Raw genomic sequence first — 17,061 nt, 5'->3', positions numbered from 1 at the left:
ACTTCTCCACCTGCGCGACGAGTGCTTTGGGGTGCGCTGATCGGTCGTGCTGCGGTGCGTGGATCTGCCTGAGACGCAGATTGCTCAGGCCCAACGTGGTTCGACATTTCGAACTGCGACCGGTGCTCAGACACGGATGATTGAGGGATTGACGATGCATCGTCAATACTCACGACAGAGGAAGTTTCGGTTTCCAGTCCGAAGATTTCGACATCCCTGCGCACTCACAAGGCACCGCGTCGCCCACGCCGGTGGGCGCGATATGAGCCACATCCGCAACAGCCCTTGACCAGAGGGCCTCGCATTCCTAGCTTGTGGCGTCGAAGCTTCCGGGAATTGCGCGAAATGTTTCGAGCTTCACCGCCTCCTGGCAGCCCGTACTGCGGTTCATCGGGCTCACCCCCCGCCCACGAAGGAGTGCCCTCTGATGTGGTTCCGCCAGACGTCCCCGCTCCGTCCAAGACGCTTACTCGCCGTTCTCGCGCCCCTGCTGCTCGTGGCCACGTTCCTCGGCGCTCAGCCCGCCCACGCGGCGACCGTGGACCCCAACGCCTCGTATGTGCTGGTCAACCGCAACAGCGGCAAGGCCCTCGACGTCTACAACATGGCGACCGGCGACGGCGCCCGCATCACCCAGTGGACGAGGAACGACCAGGCGCAGCAGCAGTGGCAGTTCGTCGATTCCGGGGGCGGCTACTACCGCCTCAAGTCCCGTCACTCGGGCAAGGTCCTGGACGTCCACAACTGGTCCACCGCGAACGGCGGCTCGATCGTCCAGTGGGCCGACCTGAACGCCACGAACCAGCAGTGGCGGCTGGCCGACAGCTCCGACGGCTATGTGCGGCTCATCTCGCGCCACAGCAACAAGGCCCTCGAAGTGCAGGGCGCCTCCACCGCCGACAACGCCAACGTCGTCCAGTACGACGACTGGGGCGGCACCAACCAGCAGTGGCAGCTCGTCAAGGTCGGCGCCGACACCCCCGGCCAGTGCGCCCTTCCCTCGACATACCGCTGGACATCGACGGGCGCGCTGGCGCAGCCCAAGCCGGGGTGGGCCTCACTCAAGGACTTCACCGTCGTCCCCTACAACGGCAAGCAGCTCGTCTACGCGACGACACACGGCGCCGCGGGAACGGGGAAGGCCTGGGGCTCGATGAACTTCACCCCGTTCACCAACTGGTCGGAGATGGCCTCGACCGGCCAGAACACGATGTCGAACTCCACGGTCGCGCCCACGCTCTTCTACTTCGCGCCGAAGAACATCTGGGTGCTCGCCTACCAGTGGGGCAGGACCGCCTTCGTCTACCGGACGTCGAGCGACCCCACCAACCCCAATGGCTGGTCGTCCGAGCAGCCGCTCTTCTCCGGAAGCATCTCCGACTCCGGAACCGGGCCCATCGACCAGACGCTCATCGCCGACGGCACGAACATGTACCTGTTCTTCGCCGGTGACAACGGCAAGATCTACCGCGCCAGTATGCCGATCGGGAACTTCCCGGGCAGCTTCGGCTCGAACTCGACAGTGATCATGAGCGATACGAGGGACAACCTGTTCGAAGCCCCTCAGGTCTACAAGCTCCAGGGCCAGAACCGCTACCTCATGATCGTCGAGGCGATCGGTTCGCAGGGCCGCTACTTCCGCTCGTTCACGGCCACCAGCCTGAACGGCTCCTGGGCGCCCCAGGCCGCGACCGAGAGCAATCCCTTCGCCGGCAAGGCCAACAGTGGCGCCACCTGGACCAACGACATCAGCCATGGCGAACTGATCCGCACCAGCCCTGATCAGACCATGACCGTCGATCCCTGCAATCTGCAGTTGCTCTACCAGGGGCGCAGCCCCAACTCCGGCGGCGAGTACGGTTTCTGGCCCTACCGTCCCGGTCTGCTGACACTGCGGCGCTGACGGCGCGGCACGAGTCCGGCTCGGGTAGGGAGCCGGCGTGGCGGGCTCGGCGGAGAGCCGGGCCCGCCCAGCTCGTTGTGACCTGGCTGGGGCCTGTCGTTCGGATCAGGTCGCAGGGAATCGGCGGTGCTGGTCAACGCCGGTGAGCCCCGCGTCTGCGGGCTGATCCGAACGACAGGCCCTAGTCGAGGGCCGGGTCCAGGACGATGTCCTGCCCTCGGGCGGTGAGGGACGGCTCCTCCGGGAAGTGGCAGGCGGTCAGGTGCCCCGAGGGGCTGCCCTCGACGCGCGCCAGCCGCGGTTCCTCCAGGGCGCACTTCTCCTGTGCCTTCCAGCAGCGGGTGCGGAAGCGGCAGCCGGAGGGCGGGTCGATCGGGGAGGGCACGTCACCGGCGAGCCGGATGCGTTCGCGCCGGTCGACGGCGTCCGGGTCGGCCTCGGGCACGGCGGACAGCAGCGCGTGCGTGTAGGGGTGCCGGGGCCCGGCGTACAGCGACTCCCGCCCGGCGACCTCGACGATCTTGCCGAGGTACATCACCGCGACCCGTTCGGAGAAGTGCCGTACGACGGCCAGGTCGTGGGCGATGAAGACGAACGCGATGCCGAACTCCCGCTGGAGGTCCTGGAGCAGGTTGACGACCTGCGCCTGGATGGAGACGTCCAGCGCCGACACCGGCTCGTCGGCCACGATCAGCTTGGGCCGCAGGGCCAGGGCACGGGCGATGCCGATGCGCTGGCGCTGCCCGCCGGAGAACTCGTTCGGATAGCGGTTGTAGTGCTCGGGGTTGAGCCCGACCGTCTCCAGGAGTTCCTGGGCGCGCTTCTTGTGGCCCTGGGGCGGGTTGATGCCGTTGAGCCGCATCGGCGTCTCGACGATGGTGCCGACGGTGTGCCGGGGGTTCAGCGAAGAGTACGGGTCCTGGAAGATCATCTGGAGGTTGCGACGGGCCTCCCGCATCCGTCCGGGCGACTGGTGCGTGATGTCCTCGCCGTCGAAGACGACCGAGCCGCCGGTGGGTTCGAGCAGCCGGGTGATCAGGCGGCCGGTGGTCGACTTGCCGCAGCCGGACTCGCCGACCAGGCCGAGCGACTCGCCGGGCCCGACCGAGAAGTCGATGCCGTCGACGGCCCGGACGGCTCCGACCTGCCGCTGGAAGATGATGCCCTGCCGGATGGGGAAGTGCTTGTGCAGACCGCGTACCTCCAGGAGGTTCTCGCCGGTGGGGCGGTCGGTGCGCTGCCCGGTACGGGGCTCGGTGGTGCTCACGGCATGGTCCCTTTCGTCCGCCGCCGTCACTGCGCGGCCCGTACGGCGGTGCCCCGGTCGTCCGGGCCGGCCCCGGCGCGGATCTCCTGCTTGGCTGCGTCGCTGAGATGGCACGCGGCGAGGTGCCGTTCGCTGCCGGTGACGAGGCGCAGCTCGGGCCGCTCCGTCGTGCAACGGCCCTGCGGCGCCCAGCCCTTGTAGGCGCAGCGGGGGTGGAAGGCGCAGCCGCCGGGCAGGTTGATCAGGCTCGGCGGGGTGCCGGGGATCGGGTCGAGCCGCTCGCCGACGTCGCCGCTGAGGTGCGGCATCGACTGCAACAGGCCCCAGGTGTAGGGGTGCTGGGGCTGCTTGAGCACGTCGCGGGTGGTGCCGTACTCGATGCGGCGGCCGCCGTACATGACCAGGATGTCGTCGGCGACGTCGGAGACCACGCCGAGGTCGTGCGTGATGATGACGACGGCCGAGCCGAACTCCTCCTGGAGGTCGCGGATCAGGTCCAGGATCTGTGCCTGGACGGTGACGTCCAGGGCGGTGGTCGGCTCGTCGGCGATCAGCAGTTCCGGGTCGCACACCAGGGACATGGCGATCATGGCGCGCTGGCGCATGCCGCCGGAGAACTGGTGCGGGTAGTCCCGGACCCGCAGTTCGGGCTGCGGGATGCCGACCCGCTTCAGCATCTCCACCGCGCGGTCCCGGGCCTCCTTCTTGGAGACCTTGTGGTGCACCCGGTAGGCCTCGGCGATCTGGGAGCCGACGGTGAAGAAGGGGTGCAGCGCGGAGAGCGGGTCCTGGAAGATCATGGAGACCGTGCGGCCGCGCAGGGCGCGCATCCCGGCCTCGGGCAGGGCGACGAGTTCCCGGCCGTCCAGCCAGATCTCGCCGGACACCTGGGCACGGGTGCCCTTGTGCAGTCCCAGCAGGGCCAGTGAGGTCACCGACTTGCCGGAGCCGGACTCGCCGACGATGCCGAGGGTCCGGCCCTTCTCCAATGTGAAGGAGACGCCGTCGACGGACTTGACGAGGCCGTCCTCGGTCGGGAAGTGCACCTTCAGGTCACGTACGTCGAGGAAGGGTGCGGGCGCGATGGTGAGGTCCGCGGGCTGCGGTGAGGTCGATACGGACACGGGTGTTCCTAAGGACGAGGAAGGGCTCAGGCGAGGCGGACGCGCGGGTCGACGAGGCCGTACACGAGGTCGACGACGACGTTGGCGAGGACGACGAACGTCGCGGCGAAGAGCGTGGTGCCGAGGATGACGGGCAGGTCGGAGTTCTGCACGGAGTCGACCGCGAGCTTGCCGATGCCGTTGATGCCGAACACCGACTCGGTGATGACGGCGGAGCCGCCGATCAGGGAGCCGACGTCCATGCCGAAGATGGTGATGATCGGGGTGATGGCGGCCCGCAGTCCGTGTTTGAGGACGACGGTGGCGGCGGGCAGGCCCTTGGCGCGGGCGGTGCGCATGTAGTCCTCGGCGAAGACGTCCAGCATCGAGGAGCGGGTGAGCCGGGTGTACATCGCGAGGTAGACGATGACCAGGGTGGTCCACGGCAGGATCAGCCCCTGGAACCAGCCGGCCGGGTCCTCGGTGATCGGCGTGTAGCCGGAGGTCGGCAGGATCTGGAACTTGTCGACGAAGAGGTAGAGCAGGAGCAGACCGATGAAGTAGATCTGCACCGACACTCCGAACAGGGCGATGCCGACCGCTGCCTTGTCGGCGGCCCTGCCCCGGCGGACCGCGGCGACGGTGCCGAGGCCGACGCCCAGGACCAGGAAGGCCACCGCGGCACCGAGGCCGAGGGAGAGATCGGCCGGGAAGTCCTGGAGCAGGGTGGTCAGGACGGGGGTGTCGGTCTGGAAGGAGACGCCGAGGCAGGGCGCGCTGCAGTGGATGCGGACGCTCTGGTCGCCGAAGACACGGCCGGCGAACAGCCCCTTGAGGAACTCCCAGTACTGCGTGAGGTAGCTCTGGTCCAGGCCCAGCGAGTGCTTGATCTCCGCGAGGCGCGAGGGCGAGCAAGTCTTTCCGCAGGCCAGGAGGGCGGGGTCGGACGGCAGCGCGAAGAAGATGAAGAAGGTGATCGTGGTGATCACCAGCATGATCACGGCCGCTGCCAGCAGGCGTCTGATGAGGTAACGAAACATGAGGTGCCGGGACCTGACGTGAGTGGGATGCCCGCCGGCGGCCGGGGCCGCCGGCGGGGTGTGGTGGAGACGGTTCCGTCAGTGCTTGATGTAGACGTGGACCAGGCTCGGCTCGGCCAGGATCGAGTCGGAGATGACCCCGCCGACCTTGGAGCCGGACGTTTCGCTGAAGTTCATGTACATCAGCGGCACCACGGCGGCGTCCTTGAGGATCTGCTCGTCCAGCTGCCCGTAGGTCGCGTTGCGCTTGGCGACGTCGGTCATCGTGGCGGCCTTGTCGATCAGCGCGTTGACCTTCGGGTCGTTCAGATAGGAGAGGTCCTGGTTGGACTGCGGGTTCTTCTTGATCAGCCGGCCGTCGAAGAGGGTGGGCAGCACCGTGGAGGCGTTGGGCCAGTCGGCGATCCAGTCGCCCCAGGTCAGGTCGTACTGGTTCTTGGTGTTGTTGATGGTGCTGAAGTAGTTCGACGCGTCGATCGGTGTGATGTTGACGTGGATGCCGATGTGCTCCAGCGAGGTCTTCACGGCGTCGGCGAAGTGCTCCTCGGTGGGGGTGTTCTCCACGGCGATCGACATGGTCGGCTTCGGGTCGCCCGCCTGCTTCATCAGCTCCTTGGCCTTGGCGAGGTTGCCGGCCGGGTTGGCGCTGTACAGGTTGAACTTCCGGTAGCCGCCGATGCCGGGGCTCAGCATGGTGGTGGCGTAGTCGCCGTAGGCGGAGCCGCCGAACGCGCCGCGCACGGTGGTCTTGTCGATCGCGTACTCGATCGCCTGGCGGACGCGAAGGTCCTTGACGCGGGTGGTGTTGATCGCGAGGTAGTTGATGCCCGGCGCGGGAATCTTGTAGTAACGGCTCTTCAGGGCAGGGTCGTTGGCGAGCTGCGCGAGGTCGGATCCGGCGATGGGCCACTGCTGGATCGAGGTCTGGGCGGTGCCGGCGTCGGCCTTGATCTGCTGGTCGATGGCGGACTCGTCCTGGCCGAACCTGACGTCGATGCCGTCGACGTTCTGCTGCCGGATCGGGTCGGTCGCCTGGGACCAGTGCGGGTTCCGGGTGAGGACGAGTTCCTTGTTCTTGGTGTACGACTTGATCATGTACGGGCCGTCGGACCAGACCTTGGTGTCATAGGTCGAGCCGGTGTCGTGGGCCTTGGGCACGGCGGACCAGCCGCTCATCGTGGTGGTCTCGTTGAAGTCGGCCACCGGCTGCTTCAGGTGGAAGACGATCGTGTACTGGTCCGGCGTCTGGATGGAGTCCAGTTGCTTGCCCTGGTAGGGGCCCTTGTAGCCGGAGCCGCCGACGAGCCACTGGGCCGCGTAGGGCGGGCCGCCGTTGATGTCGGAGGAGAAGGACCGCTCGACGCCGTACTTGACGTCCTGTGCGGTGACCTCGGTGCCGTCCTGGTACTTGACGCCGTGCCTGAGGTGGAAGGTCCAGACGGTGGCGCCCTTGCTCGGCGTTCCGGTGTCGGTGGCCAGGTCACCGACCAGCTTGGGCTTCGAGCCGGTCTCGTCCCAGCCCGTCAGGGTGCGGATGATCTCCTGGTCCATGCTCTGGCCCTCGGTCGTGTAGACGCGCTGGGGGTCCAGATGGTCGTAGTCGGCCTTGTTCAGGATGGTGAGGGTGCCGCCCTTGCCCGGGGTGCCGCTGCCGCTGCCGCTGCCGGTGTCGCTGGAGGACCCTCCGCAGGCGGTGGCTCCGAGGGCGATCACCACGGCGGTTGCCGCGAGAGCGACCGTGCGGGATCTGCGCGTTCTGCGCGTCATGGGGGAAACTCCGTTCTTGCTACGGGCTCGGCGGCCGTTCGTGGGACCGCCGGGCCGGAACTCGGGGGGTGGCTCTGTCAGCCGCGTCGGGCGCGGGGGTCAAGGGCGTCCCGGATGCCGTCCCCGAGCAGGTTGAGCGCCAGGACCAGCAGGAGGAGCAGGACGCCGGGCACGAAGAGGTACATCGGGTCCTGGAGGAAGAACTGGGAGGCGTCCGACAGCACGGCTCCCCAGTCGGGGTTGGGCGGGATGACTCCGACGCCCAGGTACGACAGCGCCGCCTCGGTGGTGATGTTCTGCGGGACGGCGAGCGCGAAGGAGATGAGGATCGGCGCCCACAGGTTGGGCAGCAGCTGCCGGAAGAGGATGTGCCGGCGGCCGGCGCTCATCAGCCGTGCGGCGTCGACGAACTCCCGCTCGCGCAGGGACAGTACCTGCCCGCGCACCAGGCGGGCGGTGTACGCCCAGGCGAAGACCGCGATGTTGAGGACCAGGACGAGCAGCCGGAGGTTCTCGTCGGTGCCGCCGTGGGTGTTGGTCTGGAGCGCGTTCTGGATCACCGGGGTGAGCGCGATGATGAACAGCAGCTGGGGGAAGGACAGCATCACGTCCATGATCCGTGACAGCAGGGAGTCGACCCAGCCGCCGAAATAGCCGGCGGCGAGCCCGGCCACGACACCGACCGCGGTGGACAGCACGGCCGAGGCGAATCCCACGTAGAGGGAGGTGCGCAGACCGTAGACGATACGGGCGAACAGGTCATAACCGGTGCCGGGTTCGACGCCGAGCAGATGCGCGGTGCTGATACCGCCCAGCGATCCGTAGGGGAAATTCCCCGTGTCCGGATTGATCGCCTTGTTGTCGGGGGTGATCGGTCCCCAGCCGGTCACCGCGGTGAGGACCGGCGCGAGGAGCGCGATCGCGATGAACAGGACGGTGGCCACCAGAGCGGCCGTGGTGACCTTGTCCCGCCTGATCCGCCGCCAGGCCATCCTGGCCGGTGAGCGGCCGGCGACAACCGTGCCGCCGGGTCTGGAGTCCTGCGTCGACGGGTCGGTCAGCAGCGCGGTGCCGCCGCCGGTGTCGACCGGCTGGTGTTGCGTCGTCATCGTACGGACATCCCGGATCTGCCCCTGGGGCAAGGAAATTGGGTGGCGGTCGTTGCTTCCGCCGTGAGACTCTGCGGACTTTCGCAACGGCGTGCGAGTCCGGTCAAGCCGCGCAGGGGCGAGAAAAGGGATTGTTTGCGGACATGGAAAAGTGTTGACGAGGCCGGGTGATGTGATTACCCGGCCCGTGAATGTTCGAGGGAGATCTCTTGGGAAGTGATTGGCCGTGACCCGGGCGGCATTTCCTTTTGCTTTTCCCTCTGAATCCCCCGCGCCGGGTAAAGGGCGGGCGCGGCGGGGCCCGTGTCAGCCGACCGGCACCCCGGCCTCCAGATAGAGCGCCGCTCCGCGTTCGCGTGCCCGCAGGGCCCAGCGCAGCCGCTCGTAGCGCACCGGGGGCAGCAGACCGGCGGCCTCCTCCTCGGTGACGAACCGCCAGGCGCGCAGCTCCGGTCCGGGCAGCAGCAGCCTGCCCGCCTCCGCGGAGGGCAGCAGACCCCCGTCGAACAGGAGCCGCAGTCCGCCGTATCCGGGGGGTGCGGGGCGCTCCCAGTCGACGACGAGCAGGCTCGGCACCTCGTCGAGGCTGATGCCGGTCTCCTCGGCGACCTCGCGGATCCCGGCGCGCGCGGGGGCCTCGCCGGGTTCGACGACGCCGCCGGGGAACTCCCAGCCGGGCTTGTACGTGGGGTCGACGAGCAGCACCCGGTCCCGCTCGTCGAAGAGGAGCACTCCGGCGGCGACGGTCTCGGCGGTGGGTTCGGGGGTCTGCACGATGTCGCAGACGGGCGCAGCACCGCCGGTCACGGCCTCGGCGATCCTGACGGCCGTCTGGTACGGCGTGAGGTCACCGGTGTCGACGGGGTGGGCGTCGGCGGTGAGCCAGGAGGCGAGAGCGGCCCGGTACGGCTCGATGTGGTCGAAGGACCACTGGCGTATTCGCGTGTCGCCGTCGGGGAGGTCGCGCGGGACCTCGCGGCCCGCGATACGCTCCCGCAGTATCGTTTCGGCCGGAGCGAGCAGGATGTGGCTGACCGGGATCCGGCGCGCGGCCAGGCCGCCGAAGATCTCGTCGCGGTACTCCTGGCGGAGCAGGGTCATGGGGACGACGAGGGTCCCGCCGAGCTCGGCGAGCATCGCGGCCGCCGTGTCGATCACGAGCCGCCGCCAGATCGGCAGGTCCTGGAAGTCGCCGACCTCGGCGAGGCGTTTCGGTGGCAGCAGATGGGCGAGCGCTCCGCCGATGACCTCCGGGTCGAAGAGCGTGCTGTTCGGGATCAGTTCGATCAGTTCCCGTGCGGTGGTGGTCTTCCCCGCACCGAACGCGCCGTTGATCCAGACGACGGTCACAGGTCCCCCTCTTCTGTTGGCCCCCTGAGGCTTGCCCGCTCCACCCTGCCACGGAAACCAGCCGCAGTTGAGGGCGCATGACGACGGCGCCGGCGCCCCCCGTACACGCGGGGAGCGCCGGCGCCGTGGCCGCGGGCCCGTCCGGCCCGTCAGCCCTTCTTCTTCGCCTTGGCGCCGTCCTCCCGGTCCAGGGACAGGCTGTCCTTGGCGACGGTGTCGTTGACGCTCTTGAGGGTCTCGTCGACGCTCAGGGTGCCGAGGCCGTCCCCGAGGGCGTGGGACGGGGTGACCGCCGCGACGACGAAGCCGGTGGCGAGGGAGGCGATGGCGAGCATGCTGCGCTTCTTCATGCCCGACTCAACTGCCGGACCCGCCCCGGGGTCACGCGGTCGGGTACGACCGGGCGAGGCGGGGCCTACGCGGAGTCGCCGTCCGGGCCGGCCGTCCACGCCCCGGGGCCCCCGCCGCGCCACTCGATCAGGCCCGTGGCCGCCACGTACGCCGCGTCCGCGTCCTCGATGCCGGCCCGCCGCAGGAACTCGGCGATGTCGAGCGGCCCGTAGGCGATCCCGAGGAACTGGTCGTCCACACGGACCCGCCGACCGCCGTCCGCGGCGGGCGGGTAGACCACGACGGGCTTCACGGACGCCATGCCACCAGCCTGCGCGCGGCCGCCCCCGCCCGCCCGCCGGACTACTCCGTCCAGCCCGCCTCACCACCGGGGTCGACGCCGGACCGCCGACCTGCTGCGCGCGGGGCGACGGCGGTGCGGGCGCGAGGCCGAAAGCCTCTGCGGCCGTGCGGGGGCGAGGCCGCAGGGGCGGAGGGGCGGAAGGGCGGACGGGCGGACGGCCGGAGGGGTGGACGGGGGGACGGGTGGAGGGGCGGACGGCCGGAGGGGTGGACGGGGGGACGGGTGGAGGGCATCCGGGCGGACGCGAAACGGCCAGGCCGCAGGCCGCCGCGCCGGGCAGGCCGCGAAACTCTGCGGCGCGAGGCCGACGGCAGCGAAGCCACGGGCCGTGCGGACCTCCGAGGGCTGGGGCGCGAGGCCCTGCGGGCGCGAGACCGGCAGGCCGCGCGGACGCGAAACCGGCAGACCACAGGCCGTGCGGGCCAACAAGCTCTGGGCCACAGGCCGTGCAAACCCAAGGCTCTGGGGACGCGAGACGATCAGGATCGGGTCCGTGAACGCCGAAAGGACCTGCGATCAGCATTACTGCTGGTCACAGACCCACGGACCGTGCGGACCCCCGAGCAGCTGGAGGCGCGCAGCTCTGCGGGCGTGAGACCGCCAAACCGCACGGACACGAAACCCGGCAGGCCACAGGCCGTGCGGGCCACAGGCCCCCAGGCCCCCAGGGCACGGCAACCCCGAGGCTCTGGGGACGCGAGGCCATCAGGCCACGGGCCACCGGCCGTGCGGACCCCGAGGCTCTGGAGGCTCTGCGGACGCGACACCGCCAAACCGCGGACACGAAACCCGGCAGGCCACAGGCCGTGCGGGCCACAGGCCGAGCGCGCCGCAGGCCGTCAGGAGCATCAGCCCGCCAGGTCGCAGGCCGCCCGGACCACCGGCCGCCGGGCCCGCACGGGCCGCCAGGCCGAGCGGACCGGCGGGACGAGCGGGCGCCAGGTCGAGCGGGCCGGCGGGACGAACGGGCGCCAGGTCGGGCGGGACGTCGGGCGGGGCCCCGTGCGTGCCGGGGGCCGGGCCGGCGGGCTCCGGTCAGGTGCCCACGTACGTCGCCAGGTGTTCGCCGGTTACGGTGGAGCGGGTTTCGACCAGGTCGGCCGGGGTGCCTTCGAAGACGATTCGGCCGCCGTCGTGGCCCGCGCCGGGGCCGAGGTCGATGATCCAGTCGGCGTGGGCCATGACCGCCTGGTGGTGCTCGATGACGATGACCGACTTGCCGGAGTCGACGAGCCGGTCGAGCAGCCCGAGCAGTTGTTCCACATCGGCCAGGTGCAGACCGGTGGTCGGCTCGTCGAGGACGTAGACGCCGCCCTTGTCACCCATGTGCGTGGCCAGCTTGAGGCGCTGCCGCTCGCCGCCGGACAGCGTGGTGAGCGGCTGCCCGAGGGTGAGGTAGCCGAGCCCGACGTCCGCGAGCCGCTCCAGGATCCGGTGCGCGGCCGGAGTGCGGGCCTCACCACTGCCGAAGAACTCCTCGGCCTCGGCCACCGGCATCGCCAGCACCTCACTGATGTCACGGCCGCCGAGGCGGTACTCCAGCACCGACGCCTCGAACCGCCGCCCCTCGCACTCCTCGCACGGCGTGGCGACGCTCTGCATGATCGCCAGGTCCGTGTAGATGACACCGGCGCCGTTGCAGGTGGGGCAGGCGCCCTCGGAGTTGGCACTGAACAGCGCGGGCTTCACCCCGTTGGCCTTGGCGAAGGCCTTGCGGATCGGATCGGCGAGCCCCGTGTAGGTCGCCGGGTTGCTGCGCCGGGAGCCGCGGATCGGGGTCTGGTCGATCGCGACCACGCCCTCGTCGGCGGGGATCGAGCCGTGCACCAGCGAGCTCTTGCCGGAGCCCGCGACACCGGTGACGACGGTGAGGACGCCGAGCGGGATGTCGACGTCGACGCCCTGGAGGTTGTTCGCCGACGCGCCCCGGATCTCCAGCGCGCCGGTCGGCTTGCGGACCGCCGCCTTGATCTTTGCGCGGTCGTCGAGATGACGGCCGGTGACGGTGTCGCTGCTCCGCAGCCCTTCGAGGGTGCCCTCGAAGCACACGGTGCCGCCCGCCGTGCCCGCACCGGGGCCGAGGTCCACCACGTGGTCGGCGATGGCGATCGTCTCGGGCTTGTGCTCCACGACCAGCACGGTGTTGCCCTTGTCGCGCAGGCGCAGCAGCAGGTTGTTCATCCGCTGGATGTCATGGGGGTGCAGACCGATGGACGGCTCGTCGAAGACGTAGGTGACGTCCGTGAGCGAGGATCCGAGGTGGCGGATCATCTTGGTGCGCTGCGCCTCACCGCCGGAGAGCGTGCCCGACGACCGGTCGAGCGAGAGGTAGCCGAGGCCGATCTCCACGAACGAGTCGAGGGTGTGCCGGAGCTTGGTGAGCAGCGGCGCCACCGAGGGCTCGTCGAGTCCCCGGACCCACTCCGCCAGGTCCCGGATCTCCATCGCACAGGCGTCGGCGATGTTCACGTCCCCGATCTTCGAGGAGCGGGCGAGTTCGCTGAGCCGGGTGCCGTCGCAGTCGGGGCACCGGGTGAAGGTGACCGCCCGGTCCACGAAGGCCCGGATGTGCGGCTGCATCGACTCGCGGTCCTTGGAGAGGAAACTCTTCTGCAGCTTCGGGATCAGCCCCTCGTAGGTGAGGTTGACCCCGTTGATCTTCACCTTGACCGGCTCGCGGTACAGGAAGTCGTGCCGCTCCTTCTTGGTGTACTCGCGGATCGGCTTCTCCTTGTCGAAGAAGCCCGACTCGGCGATGACCCGGACCACCCAGCCGTCCCCGGTGTAGGTGGGGATGGTGAACGGGTCCTCGGACAGCGACTTGGAGTCGTCGTAGAGCTGGGTGAGGTCGATGTCGGAGACCGTGCCGCGGCCCTCGCAGTGCGTGCACATGCCGCCGGTGCGGCTGAAGGACACCTTCTCGGTCCTGGTCTTGTCGGCGCCGCGGTCCACCGTGAAGCCGCCGCTCGCCGAGACCGAGGCAGTGTTGAAGGAGAAGGCGCCGGGCGGGCCGATGTGGGGCGTGCCGAGCCGACTGAAGAGGATCCGCAGCATCGCGTTGGCGTCGGTGGCGGTGCCGACGGTGGAGCGGGGGTCGGAACCCATGCGCTGCTGGTCGACGGCGATCGCGGTGGTCAGACCGTCCAGCACATCGACCTCGGGCCGGGCCAGGTTCGGCATGAACCCTTGCAGGAACGCGCTGTAGGTCTCGTTGATCAGCCGCTGCGACTCCGCCGCGATCGTGTCGAACACCAGCGAGCTCTTGCCCGAGCCGGAGACGCCGGTGAACACCGTGAGCCGGCGCTTGGGGATCTCGATGCTGACGTCCCTGAGGTTGTTCTCGCGCGCGCCGTGCACGCGGATCACGTCATGGCTGTCGGCGGCATGGGGCCCGGGCGACTGTCTGTCCGTCGTCGTGGCCTTGCGCATGGTGTCTCCGTTTCTCGGGCGGGACCGTCGCACTCGTACGGTCTCGTCGCCCGCGCCGCTCCCGAGGGGCGGCGCGGGGACTGCGGTGCGGCGGCGGTACAGGGCTGCGGGGTGTGAAGGGTTCAGTACGGGGGGGCTGTCACGGCGCCTTGACCTGCTGGATGCGGACCATGTTGCCCGCGGGGTCGCGGAAGGCGCAGTCGCGGACGCCGTAGGGCTGGTCCACCGGCTCCTGGACCACCTCGGCGTCGCCCGCCTGCACCCGCTCGAAGGTGCCGTCGACGTCGTCGGTGGCCAGGACGATGCTGGCGTAGGTGCCCTTGGCCATCATCTCGGCGATGGTGCGGCGCTCGTCGTCGGTGACGCCGGGGTCGGCGGCCGGCGGATGCAGCACGATGTTCGTGCCGGGCTGGCCCGCGGGGCCGACGGTGATCCAGCGCATGCCCTCGTATCCGACGTCGTTCCTGACTTCGAAGCCGAGGGTGTCGCGGTAGAACGCCAGGGCGGCGTCGGGGTCGTCGTGCGGAAGGAAACTGGCGTGAATGTGAAGGTCCATGGCCATCACGCTAGTTTCGGCTCGCGGCGGGCGCTTCTCGAATCCTGACCGGTCTGGTCACCTGCTTCGACACGCACGAAGGAATGCCCGCCGTCGAGCGCGCCGCCTCACGCCGGTAGGCGCTGGGCGGCATGCCGACCAGCTCGGTGAAACGCGTGCTGAACGTACCGAGCGACGCGCAGCCGACCTCGAAGCACACCTCGGTGACGCTGAGATCGCCCCGGCGCAGCAGCGCCATCGAGCGCTCGATGCGCCGCGTCATGAGGTAGCTGTACGGAGACTCGCCGTACGCCCGCCGGAACTCGCGGCTGAGGTGCCCGGCCGACATGTGCACGCCCCGGGCGAGCGCCTCGACGTCGAGGGGCTTCGCGTACTCCCGGTCGATCCGGTCCTTGACGCGGCGCAGGCGGGCGAGGTCACGCAGGTGCTGCTCGGAGGCGGGTCTGCTGCTCACAAGCGCGATCGTGCCACATCACGCGTACATGCGGTCGATTTCCGCCGATACGGAACGGACTGGTCCGTATCACCCTGGGAGCGATGCCCCCTTCGCCACCGGGGTGGACAGCGTCACGCCCCGTCGGCACCACGGGGCAAACGTTCCTGCCCGATGAGCGGTTTCCGGCCTCACACCCCGGCCGCCGCCGCGTCCGTCCGCTTCGCCAGTGCGGCCGCCGCCGCGCCCACGAGCCCGGCGTCGGTGCCCGTCCGGGCCGGCGCCACCGTCAGATGCCGCACGAAGGACAGCGTCGCGTACGTGCTCAGGGCCTTGCGCAGGGGAGCGAACAGGACGTCGCCCGCCTTGCCCACTCCCCCGCCGATCACGGCGATGTCGATCTCCACGAGGGTCGCGGTGGCGGCGATCCCGGCGGCCAGGGCCCGGGCGGCCCGCTCGAAGGAGGCGACGGCCACCGGATCGCCGGACCGGGCGGCGGCGGCCACCGCCGCGGCGGAGGTGTCGCCGTCGGGTCCGGGCAGCCAGCCGTTCTCCAGCGCGCGCCGGGCGATGTTGGGGCCGCTCGCGATGCGCTCCACGCAGCCGTGCGAGCCGCACGGGCACAACTCGCCGTCGAGGTCCACGCTGATGTGGCCGATGTGGCCCGCGTTGCCGGTGGGCCCGGCGTGCAGCCGACCGCCGAGCACCAGACCGCCGCCGACGCCCGTGGAGACGACCATGCACAGCGCGTTGTCATGGCCGCGGGCGGCGCCCTGCCAGTGCTCGGCCGCCGTGATCGCCACACCGTCGCCGATCAGCTCGACGGGCAGGTTACCGGCGGCGTCCCGGACCCGGGCGACGAGCGGGTAGTCGCGCCAGCCCGGCACGTTCACCGGGCTCACCGTGCCCGCGGAGGCGTCCACGGGTCCGGCGCTGCCGATCCCCAGGGCGGTGGCCCGCTCCCACAGCGGCGAGACGGTGAGCTCGGCGAGGACCTCCGCCACGGCCCGCATCACGGTGTCGCCGTCCTCCCGGGCGGGCGTCGGCCGCTGGGCGCGTACCAGGATCCGGCCGTGGCCGTCCACCAGAGCGCCGGCGATCTTGGTGCCGCCGATGTCGAGCGCGGCCACGAGGTCGGTGTGCATCAGAGTCGGATCTCCCCGTCGGGCATACATGAGAAAAACGCCGAGAAAGCCGTCAAGCAGGGCACGCAGCGGACCGGTCCCACGGCGGCGCGCGGGTCCGGAGAGTGCGGTGGACAGTCTCCCCCGAGCCTGACAACGTTGTCCAGGCTCTATGCTCGACGCCACATCCTCATACAAACCCAGGACTCGACGCACCCCGTGGACGACAGGACAGGACACCGCACCGTGCCCCAGCCCCCCCTCCGATCCGCAGCGCGCTACGGCACCCGGCCGACCATGAAGGACGTAGCGGCACGCGCCGGAGTCGGCCTCAAGACGGTCTCCCGGGTCGTGAACGGCGAGCCCGGGGTCACCCCGGAGACGGAGCGGCGGGTCCAGGAGGCGATCGATGCGCTCGGCTTCCGCCGCAACGACAGCGCGCGGGTGCTGCGCAAGGGCCGCACGGCGAGCATCGGCCTGGTCCTGGAGGACCTGGCGGACCCGTTCTACGGGCCGCTGAGCCGGTCGGTCGAGGAGGTGGCCCGCGCGCACGGCGCCCTGCTGATCAACGGCTCCAGCGCGGAGGACCCCGAGCGCGAGCAGGAACTGGTGCTGGCGCTGTGTGCGCGGCGGGTGGACGGGCTGGTGGTGATCCCGGCCGGGGACGACCACCGGTATCTGGAACCGGAGCTCAAGGCGGGTGTGGCCACGGTGTTCGTGGACCGGCCGGCCGGGCACATCGCCGCCGACGTGGTCCTGTCGGACAACTTCGGCGGCGCCCGCGACGGCGTCGCCCACCTCATCGCCCACGGTCACCGCCGGATCGGCTTCATCGGCGACATGCCCCGCATCCACACCGCCGCCGAGCGGCTGCGCGGCTACCGGGCGGCGATGGAGGACGCGGGCATACCGGTCGCGGGCTCCTGGATGTCCCTCGGCGTCACCGGCCCCGAGCGGGTGCGCCGGGCCGCCGAGGACATGCTGACCGGCCCGGACCCGGTCACGGCGATCTTCGCCGGCAACAACCGCGTGACGGTCACCGTGATCCGGGTGCTCGCCGAGCAGGCCCGCCGCGTCGCCCTGGTCGGCTTCGACGACATCGAGCTCGCCGACCTGCTCCAGCCGGGCGTCTCGGTCGTCGCCCAGGACGCCTCGGACATCGGCCGCACCGCGGCGGAACGTCTCTTCAGGCAGTTGGACGGCACCCTCGTCACTCCCGAGCGCATCGAGCTGCCGACCCGGCTGATCACCCGCGGCTCGGGCGAGATCCCGCCGGCGGACTGAGC

The 17,061-nt window shown here is 70.2% G+C and carries 14 protein-coding genes; 2 read left to right on the top strand and 12 right to left on the bottom strand.

From position 1 onward, the window contains the following. Nucleotides 1–427 precede the first annotated feature (427 nt). Nucleotides 428–1,903, top strand: coding sequence for a non-reducing end alpha-L-arabinofuranosidase family hydrolase (locus ACFZDE_RS01800; RefSeq protein WP_391196462.1), 1,476 nt, complete (start codon nucleotides 428–430; stop codon nucleotides 1,901–1,903). Between the two features lie 181 nt (nucleotides 1,904–2,084). On the opposite strand, the gene ACFZDE_RS01795 is transcribed toward ACFZDE_RS01800, so the two are convergent. The 12 genes from ACFZDE_RS01795 to ACFZDE_RS01740 all read right to left on the bottom strand — a co-directional run bounded on the left by ACFZDE_RS01795 (nucleotide 2,085) and on the right by ACFZDE_RS01740 (nucleotide 15,796). Next, complete coding sequence (locus ACFZDE_RS01795; protein ID WP_391196458.1) at nucleotides 2,085–3,170, bottom strand: dipeptide ABC transporter ATP-binding protein; 1,086 nt, start codon at nucleotides 3,168–3,170, stop codon at nucleotides 2,085–2,087. A 26-nt stretch (nucleotides 3,171–3,196) separates the two neighbouring features. Beyond that, entirely contained in the window at nucleotides 3,197–4,294 is a 1,098-nt protein-coding gene (locus ACFZDE_RS01790) for an oligopeptide/dipeptide ABC transporter ATP-binding protein (protein ID WP_390991273.1), read from the bottom strand. 26 nt (nucleotides 4,295–4,320) lie between these two features. Then, a complete protein-coding gene (locus tag ACFZDE_RS01785; protein ID WP_391196455.1) occupies nucleotides 4,321–5,313 on the bottom strand; it encodes an ABC transporter permease subunit in 993 nt (330 codons plus the stop codon). Nucleotides 5,314–5,391: 78 nt separating this feature from the next. After that, nucleotides 5,392–7,080, bottom strand: coding sequence for an ABC transporter substrate-binding protein (locus tag ACFZDE_RS01780; RefSeq protein ID WP_390991280.1), 1,689 nt, complete (start codon nucleotides 7,078–7,080; stop codon nucleotides 5,392–5,394). A 77-nt stretch (nucleotides 7,081–7,157) separates the two neighbouring features. Next, entirely contained in the window at nucleotides 7,158–8,189 is a 1,032-nt protein-coding gene (locus tag ACFZDE_RS01775; RefSeq protein WP_391196454.1) for an ABC transporter permease subunit, read from the bottom strand. Between the two features lie 306 nt (nucleotides 8,190–8,495). Beyond that, nucleotides 8,496–9,539: an NUDIX domain-containing protein gene (locus ACFZDE_RS01770; RefSeq protein WP_391196451.1), complete on the bottom strand. Its 1,044-nt coding sequence runs from the start codon at nucleotides 9,537–9,539 to the stop codon at nucleotides 8,496–8,498. A 149-nt stretch (nucleotides 9,540–9,688) separates the two neighbouring features. Further along, nucleotides 9,689–9,889, bottom strand: coding sequence for a hypothetical protein (locus ACFZDE_RS01765; protein WP_390991289.1), 201 nt, complete (start codon nucleotides 9,887–9,889; stop codon nucleotides 9,689–9,691). A 65-nt stretch (nucleotides 9,890–9,954) separates the two neighbouring features. After that, nucleotides 9,955–10,191, bottom strand: coding sequence for a hypothetical protein (locus tag ACFZDE_RS01760; protein WP_390991291.1), 237 nt, complete (start codon nucleotides 10,189–10,191; stop codon nucleotides 9,955–9,957). Nucleotides 10,192–11,268: 1,077 nt separating this feature from the next. Beyond that, nucleotides 11,269–13,662 (bottom strand): ATP-binding cassette domain-containing protein, encoded by a 2,394-nt coding sequence (locus ACFZDE_RS01755; RefSeq protein WP_390991294.1) that lies wholly within the window; start codon nucleotides 13,660–13,662, stop codon nucleotides 11,269–11,271. A 139-nt stretch (nucleotides 13,663–13,801) separates the two neighbouring features. After that, complete coding sequence (locus ACFZDE_RS01750; RefSeq protein ID WP_390991297.1) at nucleotides 13,802–14,218, bottom strand: VOC family protein; 417 nt, start codon at nucleotides 14,216–14,218, stop codon at nucleotides 13,802–13,804. A 10-nt stretch (nucleotides 14,219–14,228) separates the two neighbouring features. Further along, nucleotides 14,229–14,672, bottom strand: coding sequence for a helix-turn-helix domain-containing protein (locus ACFZDE_RS01745; RefSeq protein ID WP_391196449.1), 444 nt, complete (start codon nucleotides 14,670–14,672; stop codon nucleotides 14,229–14,231). 170 nt (nucleotides 14,673–14,842) lie between these two features. Next, nucleotides 14,843–15,796 carry an ROK family protein gene (locus tag ACFZDE_RS01740; RefSeq protein ID WP_391196446.1) on the bottom strand — a complete coding sequence of 318 codons (954 nt, stop codon included), beginning with the start codon at nucleotides 15,794–15,796 and terminating at the stop codon, nucleotides 14,843–14,845. Between the two features lie 198 nt (nucleotides 15,797–15,994). Between ACFZDE_RS01740 and ACFZDE_RS01735 the strand changes: the two genes are divergently transcribed. Next, nucleotides 15,995–17,059: a substrate-binding domain-containing protein gene (locus tag ACFZDE_RS01735; protein WP_391196443.1), complete on the top strand. Its 1,065-nt coding sequence runs from the start codon at nucleotides 15,995–15,997 to the stop codon at nucleotides 17,057–17,059. Nucleotides 17,060–17,061: the final 2 nt, after the last annotated feature.

Origin of the sequence: Streptomyces sp. NPDC007929 (assembly GCF_042959065.1) — a bacterium.
Lineage (GTDB): Bacteria > Actinomycetota > Actinomycetes > Streptomycetales > Streptomycetaceae > Streptomyces.
Note: the sequence above shows the minus strand (reverse complement) of the source record. Positions and strands in the feature narration are given on the sequence as shown.

What these genes read in the sequence shown, in the direction of transcription:
- ACFZDE_RS01800 (WP_391196462.1), top strand. Translation starts at nt 428, where the DNA reads ATGTGGTTCCGCCAGACGTCCCCGCTCCGTCCAAGACGCTTACTCGCC.
- ACFZDE_RS01785 (WP_391196455.1), bottom strand. Translation starts at nt 5,313, where the DNA reads ATGTTTCGTTACCTCATCAGACGCCTGCTGGCAGCGGCCGTGATCATG.
- ACFZDE_RS01780 (WP_390991280.1), bottom strand. Translation starts at nt 7,080, where the DNA reads ATGACGCGCAGAACGCGCAGATCCCGCACGGTCGCTCTCGCGGCAACC.
- ACFZDE_RS01775 (WP_391196454.1), bottom strand. Translation starts at nt 8,189, where the DNA reads ATGACGACGCAACACCAGCCGGTCGACACCGGCGGCGGCACCGCGCTG.
- ACFZDE_RS01765 (WP_390991289.1), bottom strand. Translation starts at nt 9,889, where the DNA reads ATGAAGAAGCGCAGCATGCTCGCCATCGCCTCCCTCGCCACCGGCTTC.
- ACFZDE_RS01760 (WP_390991291.1), bottom strand. Translation starts at nt 10,191, where the DNA reads ATGGCGTCCGTGAAGCCCGTCGTGGTCTACCCGCCCGCCGCGGACGGC.
- ACFZDE_RS01755 (WP_390991294.1), bottom strand. Translation starts at nt 13,662, where the DNA reads ATGCGCAAGGCCACGACGACGGACAGACAGTCGCCCGGGCCCCATGCC.
- ACFZDE_RS01750 (WP_390991297.1), bottom strand. Translation starts at nt 14,218, where the DNA reads ATGGACCTTCACATTCACGCCAGTTTCCTTCCGCACGACGACCCCGAC.
- ACFZDE_RS01740 (WP_391196446.1), bottom strand. Translation starts at nt 15,796, where the DNA reads ATGCACACCGACCTCGTGGCCGCGCTCGACATCGGCGGCACCAAGATC.